This window comes from Bacteroides sp. 51 (assembly GCF_010500965.1).
In the GTDB taxonomy this organism is placed as follows: Bacteria; Bacteroidota; Bacteroidia; order Bacteroidales; family Bacteroidaceae; genus Bacteroides.
Genome location: NZ_QVMI01000026.1, coordinates 46,339 through 59,040 on the forward strand (window position 1 = coordinate 46,339; position 12,702 = coordinate 59,040).

The 12,702-nt window shown below is 45.6% G+C and carries 4 protein-coding genes; 2 read left to right on the forward strand and 2 right to left on the reverse strand.

What is annotated here, in order from left to right; genetic code table 11:
- Nucleotides 1–13: 13 nt before the first annotated feature.
- Nucleotides 14–2,875, reverse strand: coding sequence for a TIM-barrel domain-containing protein (locus tag D0T87_RS17350; RefSeq protein ID WP_163176390.1), 2,862 nt, complete (start codon nt 2,873–2,875; stop codon nt 14–16).
- Nucleotides 2,876–3,484: 609 nt separating this feature from the next.
- A complete protein-coding gene (locus tag D0T87_RS17355; protein WP_163176391.1) occupies nt 3,485–7,540 on the reverse strand; it encodes a hybrid sensor histidine kinase/response regulator transcription factor in 4,056 nt (1,351 codons plus the stop codon).
- 227 nt (nt 7,541–7,767) lie between these two features.
- On the opposite strand from D0T87_RS17355, the gene D0T87_RS17360 reads away from it, so the two are divergent.
- Together D0T87_RS17360 and D0T87_RS17365 are read left to right on the forward strand one after the other, a co-directional pair.
- Complete coding sequence (locus D0T87_RS17360) at nt 7,768–10,959, forward strand: TonB-dependent receptor (protein ID WP_163176392.1); 3,192 nt, start codon at nt 7,768–7,770, stop codon at nt 10,957–10,959.
- A 47-nt stretch (nt 10,960–11,006) separates the two neighbouring features.
- A complete protein-coding gene (locus D0T87_RS17365) occupies nt 11,007–12,680 on the forward strand; it encodes a RagB/SusD family nutrient uptake outer membrane protein (RefSeq protein WP_203558722.1) in 1,674 nt (557 codons plus the stop codon).
- The last annotated feature ends 22 nt before the right edge of the window (nt 12,681–12,702 follow it).

The window sequence follows — 12,702 nt, forward strand, 5'->3', positions numbered from 1 at the left end:
TTATACTTTCAAACTATAACTTAATCACTTGTTTCTTCCCATCATAAGCAACCTCCATCCCTTTCGCATTCATATCGAAAGGTTTCGGATTGTTCTTATCTACCACCACCACATTAAACTTACGGTTTTGCAGCATACCGGGATATTCGCCCTGGCGATCGCCAATAACCAGCGTACGTGAGGCTTCGTCATAATTCAATGGAATAGTGGCGTATTGTCCTTTCTCGTAATTATAGTTTATGCCCTCATCTTCATATAAAGTGAATGCACCATTCTGTCCGGCATATACATACAAGGTAATGTTATCCGTTGGTTTCTCGTCCGTGTATTGCATATCAGGACCGTAAGGCATAATGGTACCTTCGCGGAAGTAAAGCGGCATGCGGTCGTATGGGGCATTTACCACCTCCTGATGTCCGCCACGGATGTATTTTCCGGTATAGAAGTCATACCATCCGGTGGTTTCCGGGAAGTAAACATTGCGGCTACGGGCATTGTATTCGTATACTGGACAAACCATCAGAGAGGGGCCGAACATATATTGATCGCCTATATTATGCACCTCGGTGTCTGGCGTAAAGTCCATAACCAGTGGACGCATGATGGTATAATCATTGAAGTATGTCTGGCCTGCCAACGAATAGATATACGGCATCATATTGTAGCGCAACTTAGTATAATATACAATAGACTGGTATGCCGGGTGATTTTCGGGAGCAATGTTATACACCTCGCGGAAAGGATATTGCCCGTGCGAACGGAAGAGCGGAGTAAATGCACCGAACTGATACCAGCGGGTGTTCAGCTCGCGCCATTCCTTCAGGTCGGCGTTCTCTTTGCCGGTTTGGTTGAATTCACGTTGTGCCTTTTCGTATCTTCTTTCTACACAGAAACCACCGATGTCCATGGTCCAGTAGGGGATGCCACTCATGGCGAAGTTCAATCCGGCAGAGATTTGCGCTTTCATATCTTCCCAACGGGTAGCGATGTCGCCGCTCCAGGTGGCAGTAGCATAACGTTGCAGTCCGGCAAACCCTGATCGGGTAAGTTGGAAGATACGGCGGTCCGGGTCGGCTTCGCGAAGTCCTTCGTATATGGCTTGTGCATTCATCAAGGCATAGGCGTTGAAGAATTTGGTTGAAGGACCGAGAGCGGTCGGGCCGCAAAGTGCTTTACGGTATTCCATGTCGGTACAGTCGCGGATGTTGGGTTCGCTGGCATCCATCCACCAGGCATCGATGCCCAAGGGATAGAGGTGGTCTTTCATCTGTTGCCAGAATAGTTTGCGTGCACCTTCGGCGTAAGCATCATAGAATGAGCTGAGGTAACCATGTCCGATCCAGTCGCGGATGCTGTCTTTCACGGCTTGCTGGTACATCCAGCCTCTCTCGTCGAACTCTTTGTAGTGTTCGGTGGTAACGTAGAACTTGGGCCAAACGGAAATCATCATCTGGGCATTCATGGCATGGATGGAGTCGACCATGGCTTTCGGATCGGGGAAACGGGCTTTATCGAACTCATGACTTCCCCAGGCATCTTCGGGCCAGTAGCTCCAATCGAGTACAATGTTGTCGATAGGAATCTGGCGTTGGCGGAATGTTGCCAGTGCGTCAAGTATTTCATCCTGGGTTTTGTAACGCTCACGGCTTTGCCAGAATCCCATGGCCCATTTCGGCATGATCTGAGATTTACCGGTAAGTGTGCGGTAACCGCTGATGACATCGTCCATACTGTCGCCATATATGAAGTAGTAGTCGATTTCGTTGCCCATTTCATTGTAGATGGCGAGTTTGTTTTGTTCTTCATCGGCTACCGGGTTTAACGCACGCAGGCCGAGGTAAGACTCTCCACCGTCCGGTTGCCATTCAATGCGCAAGGGCATGCGTTTGCCGGCTTCCAGATCGACGGCGAATTTATAACTGTTCGGGTTCCATGCTGTACGCCAGCGTTCGGGAACGATTAGCTCGCCTCCGAGGTATATTTTTACGTATCCGGCATAGTACAGGTGGAAGCGATACAAACCGCTTTCGTTGGCTGCTATCTCACCGGTATAGGTTACGTTGGCACCCATAAGAGGTAGTTTCCCGGGCAGGTTCTTTGCCGATTTGATATCTTCATAATAGATGCTGCTTTCGGTACGGGTCACAGGCTCCGCGCTTCCCGGTGCCGGGGTGTAGACTGCGGTAAGTCCGCCTTCTTTTCCGTTGGCATCGAATAGCTTGAAGTTCTCGCCCAGTTGTGCATAATCGCGGTCGTCGCCGAAACGGTTCAGGGAGTAGTTGTCCCAAAGGATGCCGTAGTTCTTGGTTGAAACGATAAACGGTATGGACACTTTGGTGTTATATTGGAAGAGGGCTTCGTTCTTTCCTTTGTAATTGAATTCATCGGCCTGGTGCTGTCCCAATCCGTAGAAGGCTTCGTCGTCGGGCGACTCGAATACTTGCCGGGTGGTGTAGCCTTTGGTTTCCTCTACGGTGATCGGGGTGAACGTCTTGCCGCCGCCTTCATTTTCGCGCAGGATGGAGTTGCCGTTGGCATCGGCAAAGATTACTTCTCCGGTACGTCTTTGAACGCTGACTTGCAGGGCGGATGTTTTTAAGATATAGACACTGTCTTTTTCCTCAACAGTGAACGGGGTTTGTTCGCCTGTTTTTGGTATAATGATGAGACTCTGTTCTTTGGAGAAGTTATTCTCGGGAGTGGCAGATACATGGACTATTTTGTCGTTGATGACTTGTAGCCTGACCTTTTTTACGTCTGTTGGCTGTTCTTGTTGTAGACTGACTACGATTCCGTCTTGTGTTTTTTCATAGCCCTGATTGGTGCATGAAAATAAGGGTAGGAATGCCAGCAACCATACACTTGTGCGTTTCATCCTTTTATTTATTTAAGAGTTAATTTTCATTGTTACAAAATTAGGAAGAAGTAGGAAGACCGAGGTGAACTTATGTTGTTAGTTAGGGGTAACAATTGGGTGTTGCTCGGCTGGAATGTTTCCTTTTAGGGGGTGATTTGTTATATGGTCTTGTTTTGCCGGGTATACGCTTTGGATTTATTGCTTTCTGTAGGGTTTTACGTTATTTCAACTATCCACCCCCTGCCCCCGCCAGCGGGGGATAGGCTGCGCTACACAGTGTCTCCGCAAGGTATCCCCTGCTGGCGGGGGCAGGGGGTGGATTTGGCGCAGTATAGAATTAACTCCTTTCCAATCCGTTTACATCCTTTCCATCCCCTTATAGTGTATAGATTTCCTACCGTTCATTTATCCCCCTACGAAACGTCACTTTGCGTTTGCTGCAAACACCGACTTGCGTTTGCTGCAAAGACAACATTGCGTTTGCCGCAAACGCAAAGTGATGTTTGCAGCAAACGCAAAAGCGGCCTCACAGATACCCAGGAGGCCGTTTTTTGAGCGTTTAGTATACATTGTCAGTCTGCCTGCAAAAATACTGGTGTTAAATAAAAGGAAAGACGCCTTTTTAAATCATATCTTTTCTTTATCCTGATATGCCGACGGAAGCACCCCAAATTCCTCCTTGAAGTATTTACTAAAGTATTTCGGACTGTTGAAACCTACCTGATAAGCAATCTCAGAAACATTCTGCTGGCTCTGGCGTAAAAGCTGTGCAGCCCTTTTCAGCCGGATAACACGTATAAACTCAATGGGCGACTTTCCGGTGATGGAAAGCAGTTTCTTATATAAATGTACGCGGCTCATTCCCAACTCACGGCTTAGTTCCTCGACCGAAAGTTCGCAACGGGCAATGTTATCTTCTACATACTGAATCGCTTTTTGTATCAGCTTCTCGTCCAACGAAGTGATGGTTATTTCGCTGGGGTTTACCTCCATCTTTCCGCTAAAGTTCTCCTGCCGTTTCTGCCGGAGTTGCAATAGCTTCTTGATGCGTAAGGAAAGGATCTCAAAGTTGAACGGTTTGGTGATATAATCGTCGGCACCGCTTTCCAACCCTTCCAGCTTCTGTTCTTCGGCAGAGCGGGCGGTGAGTAGGATAAGCGGAATGTGTGAGGTCCGGATATCTGTTTTTACCAACTTGCAAAGCTCAATACCATCAATTTCGGGCATCATTACATCGCTGACGATAATATCCGGTTGCAACGTAGGAATAAGCTCCCAGGCCTTTGCGCCATCCGTGGCCTCTTTTATCTGATAATCGGCTTTCAGACTGTCTTTCATGAAAAGGCGGAAGTCATCGCTGTCGTCTACAATCAAGATAAGAGGAGCCTCACCCGAAGCCTCACCCCAGCCCTCTCCTCTGGATAGGGCCGGGGTGAGGCTCCTGATCGGCAGCGTAACGATGAAAACACTACCGTGGCCAATATTATCGACCACTTTTACTGTACCATCGTGTAACGTAACAAATTCCTTGACCAAATGAAGCCCTACGCCGCTTCCGCCCGACTTGCCACTGTCACTGTGCTGCACCTGATAGAACCGTTCGAAGATCCGTTCCTTATCTTCGTCTTTAATGCCGATTCCCGTATCGGAAATCTTAATTTCCAGTTGTTCCGGTTGGTCATCCGTAGCGGGATGCAAACTCATATACACATCCACCCGTCCGCCTGCATTCGTAAACTTAAAGGCATTGGAAAGCAGATTCATAATGATTTTCCCCATCTTATCTTCGTCGAATACGATAGATAACTCTTTGATTCCGGAGAAGAAAGTTAAATGCACATTCTTTTTCTCCGAGAACTCGATAAACGAGTTGCTGATGTTATGTACAAACTCTACTATATCTCCTTGCGATGGGTTTAGCTGATGCCCTTTGACATCACTCTTACGGAAGTCGAGCAGTTGGTTTACCATATTCAGTAGCCGGATGGCATTACGATGCACCATTTCCAGTTTATGCTTCTGCTCTTTGTCGCCGATAGACTTTATAACATTCTCTAGCGGAGAGATTATTAATGTAAGCGGAGTGCGCAACTCATGGCTGATGTTGGTGAAGAACCGCAACTTCATATCATCAATTTCATGCTTCTGCTGGGCCTCCTGTTCAATCTGTACCAACTGGAACTTACTCCGCTCACTGCGCAAAAGCTGCCACCGGGCAATGAACAATATACCTATAATGATGAGGAAATAGATGACATACGCCCACGGAGAAGACCAGAATGGCGGGCGAATGACGATCTGTAGCTCGGAAGCCTCGTCGTTGCTGAATCCATCGCTATTTGTAGCTTTTACTTTGAGTGTATATTTGCCTGGAGTGAGGTTGGTATAGGTCACCTTGTTGGCATCAGCCGTAAGCCAGTTCGTATTGAATCCCTCCAGCATATATTGATACGTTGTCTTCTCAGGCAATATATAATTCATAGAAGAGAAAGAAATGGAAAATACATTCTGCTTGTATTCAAGTGCAATCTTATCGGTTTGATTTATGGCTTTCGTCAGGATGCGGTTGCCATTATATACCGAATCGATCTTTACATCTTCATTGAATAATTGAAGACCGGTAAATGTAACTCTGGGCACATTGTCGTTGTACTTCAGGCTTTCCGGGTTGAAAGAACTAAGCCCATGAAGCCCCCCGGCTATGATTTCGCCACGGAAGGTTTTGATAATCGAGCGCAGGTTAAACTCCTGCTCCTGTAAGCCGTCAAGCTCGTCATAATGATAAGGCGTATACGTATATATACCGTTTTTAGGATCTACATTGACAACAATATTGACGATCTCTTTCGGAGTAGTAATCCATATGTTTTTATTGTTGTCCTCCACAATAGCATAGGTCACTTTGTTGCTGAGGCCAGATTCATTATGGAAGGTAACGATTTCATCTTTTTTCCTGTCGTAAACGTTGATCCCCTCCTGTGTTGCCAGCCATAATAACCCCCGGCTGTCTTCGTATATCTGGTTTATATTCAGGTTAGAAAATGACGTGGTTCCCTTTTTATTCCCTTGCCATTTCTCGAACTTTCCGGTGGTTGGAGTAAAAACAGTAAGCCCCGTAGCGGTACTCATATATAGCTTTTTGTCCTTGCCGATGCAGATGGATGAGATATTGTCCGTTGCAAATTCGGTATCCGGCTCTGCATAAGATGTAAACACGCCGGTTTGTGGATCTAACTTTTGCAGTCCCTTTCCTAATGTACCTATCCATATATGCCCATTATCTCCTTCGGCCAGCGCCCAAACGTGGTTGTTGGAGAGTGAATTCGGGTTATTGGGATTGTGTTGGTAATTGATGATGTTATCTCCATCAATCACATTCAGTCCACCTTTAAATGTCCCTGCCCATATCTTTCCATCTTTGGTAGCCAGCATAGATACGATGGTGTTGTAGGATAATGAGTTCTTATTGGAACTATGTTGATAGATTTTCTGTTTTCCGGTTTCCCGGTTCAGACATAAAATGCCGCTGCTGTTGGTTCCGAACCACAGATTGCCCAGTTTGTCTTGTACAATGACATTCACATCGGCGGTAAAGTTCTTAATGTGTCCGAAGTCCGGTAGCAGGTCGGATTTGAATTTAAAGATACTCTCGCTATAAAAAGATATGCCTCTTTTATATGTGCCCACCCACGTATCGCCATTCTCATCGCAATATAAACAAATAATGCTGTTGTGTTGAAGGCTTCTGCAATCAAGCGGGTCATTGACAATGTGACTGATGGTGTGCAACTCTTTATTAATGATATTGACTCCTCCGTGGTCGGTAGCTATCCATATTTGCCCCTTATTGTCTTGCTTAACGTCGCAAACAATATCATGAGATAACACATAATGCGAATCATATTGTGTACTGCAATGTTCCCATCTGTTTTCTTGGGTATAGTATATCCATAGCCCGGCCTGATCCTTGGCATACACCCAATAGTCGCCCTGGGCATCGACGAACATCGAATATTCGGGAAACAGCTTTCCGGGATTCTTCAATAGATCCCGGTTGCGATGCGATACCTGGTTGGAGTTGGGGTCAAGGTATTCGATCAGCCCACTTTCATACAGATAAATAATGCCGTTTCTATCTTCCGTAATGCAACGCACGTTTTGATTGGAAAGTCCATTGGCTTCGTCTACCGGGTAAAATAGTAGTTTCCGGGTGGCTACGTTGTATTGATACGTACCTACAGCATTGGTATGACACCAGATGTTTTTCTTTTTATCTATATAAATAAGATGGGGTCCGTGTTTTATGCCGTAAATAGAAGAAAGTCGTTCTTCTGCGGGTTGAAATGTTTCTTTCTGCGGGTCGTAGTACGTGTAGGTTAACGCTCTGGCATGTATCCAGAGTCCACCGCCGGCATCTTCCTGTACGTTATCAACAAAATTGTCTATCAATGAGCTGGACGATTGGTTATCTCGCTTAAAGACTTTAAAGTTGTAGCCATCATATCTGTTGAGGCCCGAAGCGGTTGAGATCCATATAAAGCCACGCGAGTCTTTGAATATGTGGTTTACCTGACTGTGCGATAATCCCTCTTTAATACCCAGATGTTTAAAGCTAATATTGTCGGTAGCGAATAAATATGTAAGCTTACAGATGCATATCAGCATCAGTATGAAATGTTTCATGAGTATAGATATTGGTGATTAACGAGTACAATATTCGTAAAAAAAAACGGGATTATCAACGCCCTTAACATTTAACACCCCTATTGATAACATTTCCCGGCAAATGATAACCGATACATCTACTCCGTATAACATTTTTAGATAACCGACTTATAGATTATCTCTACTTTTGCTTATGGTTATTAAGGCCAAAACAAACTAATATATAAACCTTTAAATTACGTACAATGGGAAAGACACTTTCTAGAAAATGCATAAGCTATCGTTTATGCAGTATGTCATTGCTCGTGCTTTTGCTGTTACCGGCTATTGCATTAAGGGCAAACCCCTCTCAAGACAAATCCATATCGGGTATTGTAACTTCGGCAGCGGATGGTGAACCGTTGATTGGTGTTAGTGTCCTGGTAAAAGGAACCACCATCGGAACAATCACCGACTTTGATGGCAATTATTCGATAAATGCATCTAACGGACAGACCATCGTCTTTTCGTACATCGGATATAAACCACAAGAAATTGCTATTACAAACCAGACTACATTAAATGTACGCCTGGCAGAAGATAGCGAAGTTCTTGATGAAGTGGTGGTAGTGGGCTACGGTGTACAGAAAAAGAAGCTGGTAACCGGTGCTACAGTTCAGGTGAAAGGTGATAACATAGCCAAACTGAATACAACAAACCCTTTGCAGGCTATGCAGGGACAGACTCCCGGGGTAAGCATTGCCTCTACTTCCGGTCAGCCCGGTAGTGGAATGAAAGTGAGCATTCGTGGTTTGGGAACGGTAGGAAATGCCAGTCCGCTCTATCTCATTGATGGTGTGGGTGGTGATATCTCTACATTGAACCCTGCCGATATTGAGAGTATCGACGTATTGAAAGATGCGGCTTCGGCTGCGATCTATGGTGCGCAGGCTGCCAATGGGGTAGTGCTTATTACCACAAAAAGCGGTAAAGAAGGTAAAGCACAAGTCAGCTTCGATGCTTATTATGGAGTGCAGAATGTAGCCCGTAAAGCAAAAATGCTCAATGCACAACAGTACATGACGATCATGGACGAACAAGCGTTGAATAGTGGTAATGCAGCTTACAACTGGGGCAGTTACAAATCTATTTATGATGCCAACGGTGATGTTTACAACACCGACTGGGTGGATGCCATGTTCGAAGATAACGCTACGACAGAGAGCTATACGCTGGGTATTACCGGTGGGTCGGCTACTTCTACTTATGCCATCTCGTTAGGCTATATAAATCAGGAAGGTATCGTAGGTGGCTCTGATGTCTCTAACTATGAACGCTATAACTTCCGTGTCAATTCCGAACATAAACTATTCAACAACTTTCTGAAAGTAGGCGAACAAGTGAGCTTCGTTTATAAGAAGAACAACGGTATCAGTGTGGGTAATCAATATAACAATACGTTGAGAAGCGCTTTCGGGACATCGCCTATTGCTCCTATCTATAGCGACAATAATGTTTACGATTCCCCATACAACGATACAACCAACAGCGATTGGTATAATGGTGACGGCAACCCTTACGGCCAGATGATGACCAACACCAACAACGAAAACAAAGCGGCTACATTCACAGGCAACCTGTATGCTGAGATTGAACCGGTTAAAAACCTTAAACTACGCACCGTATTTGGCGCGGTTTATAACTCAAGCGAATACCGTAGTTTCACTCCGCTTTATCGTTTCAGTGTTTACACCTATAACGATACACGTACAAGTGTATCTCAGAATATGAACCACGGGCTGGGCATGACCTGGACCAACACAGCATCTTACGACTGGACCATGAAAGACCATGCTTTCAATGCCTTGTTGGGTATGGAGGCTTACCGCTACGAAGGTACTTACCTGGGAGCCGGCAATGGTGGATTGAAAGAAGGCTTTGACAGCTGGGAATATGCATACATTAATAATGGTACAGCCTCTTCCAGCACCGAAGGTTTAAGTGCAAACGGCAATCCGCACGATGAAAGCCGGAGTGTTTCTTACTTCGGCCGTTTAGGTTGGAACTGGAAAGAAACGTATATGGTGAATGCAACATTGCGTGCCGATGGTTCTTCCCGTTTTGCCAGTGGCAATCGTTTCGGTTACTTCCCATCCATTTCAGCCGGTTGGACGATTACCAACGAAAAGTTTATGGAAAAGACACAAGCGTGGCTCGACTTCCTGAAACTTCGTATCAGTTGGGGACAGGTGGGTAATCAAAGTATTGATCCTTATCAATATCTGGCTCCGATGAAAAGTACAAATACACACTATCTGTTTGGTAGTGGCTATGGAGATGCCGATGCAGCCAGTCAGCTGGCAAGCAATTGGGGGGCATATCCAAGCCGCCTAGCCAACGAAAATGTAACGTGGGAAACCTCCGAACAAACCAACATCGGTATAGATGCCCGCTTCCTCAACGGTCGTTTGGGTGCGAATTTCGATTTCTACATCAAAGAAACCAAAGACTGGCTAGTACAAGCACCTATCCTGGCTACAGTTGGTGCGGGAGCACCTTATATAAATGGTGGTAGCGTGAAGAATACCGGTGTTGAACTGGCACTGACCTGGAACGATTGGATTGGTAAGGATTTTAGCTATAATATCGGACTGAATGGTGCTTATAATAAGAATAAGGTAGGAAACATCCCAACGGAAGATGGTATTATTCATGGATCAACCAACCAGCTATATGATAATACACCTGAGTTTTATCGGGCAGAGAATGGCAAGCCTATCGGATACTTCTGGGGATACAAAACAGCGGGCATCTTCCAGAATACAAAGGAAATAACCAATTGGATTTCTGCCGGTAACGGCGTACTCCAAAGCGATGTACAGCCCGGTGATGTGAAATTCGTTGACGTAAATCAAGATGGTGTAATCGACGATAACGACAAGGTGAACTTGGGCAATGGTATGCCCGACTTTACTTTCGGGTTCAACATTGGTTTCAACTACAAAGGTTTCGATTTCTCTGTTCTGGCAAATGGTGCGGCAGGTCAACAGATTGTACAATCCTATCGCGGACATACCAATAAGTATGCTAATTATACCACTGCCATTCTTGATCGTTGGACAGGCGAAGGAACAAGCAACAAGATGCCTCGTGTAACAGACCAGAATATCAACTGGCAATTCTCGGATCTTTATGTGCAGGATGCCGACTATCTGCGTATCAGTAATATCACTATTGGTTACGATTTCTCCAGATTAATTAAAACCAAAATATTCAGTCAGGCTCGTGTGTATGCTCAGGTGCAAAATGCATTTACGTTTACCAAGTATGATGGCATGGACCCCGAAATCGGCTACGGTCCGGAGGGTGACAATGGACAAGGTTGGGCTTCGGGTATTGATGTGGGTTACTACCCCCGTCCACGTACTGTCCTTTTTGGTGTGAATCTTAAGTTTTAAGCGACAAGATGTCGCAGCCGATTTTTACTTAGTAAAACAATATAAAAATGAATAAGATAAAATACAATATATTAGTAGCAGGTGCCCTTTGCTTGACGCTGGGTATAACTTCCTGCACGGACAGCTTTCTGGATGTAAGTTCCAAAACAGAGTCTACTACAGGTACTTCTTATAAGAACGAGAGTGATGTGTGGCGTGCTTTGATTGGTTGTTATGACGGATGGCGCCAAACCTCTTCGGCTATGGGAACAGGCTTTTACCTGGGTTCTGAAACCATGAGTTACGAATGCTTCGGTGCAACCGGCAATGGCGACGGACGGGGGTATCAGGCGATTGACCGCTTCGATATCTCACAATCGCCCGCCGATCTTAACTTATACGAAAGCGATTGGAAGAACTACTACGCAGGTGTTTACCGTTGCAATGAATTGATCTCCCGCGAAGAGCAGATTGAGTGGAAAGAAACCAACAGCAAGCGCGGAACCTATATGGGCGAATGTCGCGCTATCCGTGCACTGCTTTATTTTGATATGGTTCGCTTGTGGGGCAACATCCCATTGTTTGACGAACCGGTGAATGAGAACCGTCCGCAAGTAGACGCATCGGAGGTGTTTGCACTAATCTTCGCCGATTTGAAATATGCTATGGAGAACATTCCTGCCGATGCTTATCCTAAAGCAAATGCGGCGAGCAATGACGGACACATTACAAAGTATGCTGCTGAGGCTCTTTTCGCGCGTGCGTACCTTTATTATACAGGTTATTACGGAACAGAACCCGCAGGTGCTACGAAAGCAGAGGCTTTGGCTGCCGTAGAAGATGTCATCTCTTCCAGCGAATACAGTCTGATAAGCGAGTTTAAGAACTTGTGGCCTGCCGCTTCGGGTGGTGTTGCCGAAATCGGTGATATGGAGAAACTCTATGGAACCTACGCCGGCGATGGTAATAGTGAAACAGTTCTTGCCATGAAGTTTACCAGCTCACAAGATTATAACGGAAACAACGATGGTAATCGTTGGCAGGTGATGGTGGGTATGCGTTCGCTCAATGCTGCTCCTTATGGAAAAGGTTGGGGCGGACTGACTGTTAACCCTGCATTTGTAGATGAATATAAGAATGGAGATACGCGTCTCAGTGCTTCTGTTATTGACCTGGCAGGCGAAGGTATTACTTCATTGTCCGATTACGAAGCCAGCTACAAAGACCAACGCGAATACACGGGTTATGCCGTGAAGAAATATGCTCCGTTGTGCTTTGCCGATGGAACCTCCGCATCAAAAGAAGATGGTTCGGGCGATTTCCAGATAGCCAATCACCAGGATTATGTGATTATCCGTTATGCTGATGTGTTGCTAATGGCAGCCGAATTGGGTAGTCCTAAGGCACAAACTTACTTCGATGAAGTTCGCAAACGTGCTTATACTTCGGGAACTACGCTCTCTTCCGGCTACTCACAGCTTAATGCTACGAAAGAAAATATTATGCAGGAACGCCGTTTGGAGTTTGCGTTCGAAAGCATCAACTATTGGGATTTACTTCGTCAGGGAGTAGACTATGCTGCCGGAAAACTGGCACTCGAGGCCTCAGTTCATAGCGGTGGTAATCCGGATGTGATAAGGATAGCTGCTGAGCGTGTTCGTGCTACGAAAGGGCTTAGTCAGATTCCTTACAACCAGATAACGCTGGCTAATGGTACACTGAAGCAAAATGCCGGTTGGTAATCGTATAACAATTAATGCTGAA

Coding starts and splice junctions, on each gene's coding strand:
- D0T87_RS17355 (WP_163176391.1), bottom strand. CDS start 7,540: ATGAAACATTTCATACTGATGCTGATATGCATCTGTAAGCTTACATAT.
- D0T87_RS17350 (WP_163176390.1), bottom strand. CDS start 2,875: ATGAAACGCACAAGTGTATGGTTGCTGGCATTCCTACCCTTATTTTCA.
- D0T87_RS17360 (WP_163176392.1), top strand. CDS start 7,768: ATGGGAAAGACACTTTCTAGAAAATGCATAAGCTATCGTTTATGCAGT.
- D0T87_RS17365 (WP_203558722.1), top strand. CDS start 11,007: ATGAATAAGATAAAATACAATATATTAGTAGCAGGTGCCCTTTGCTTG.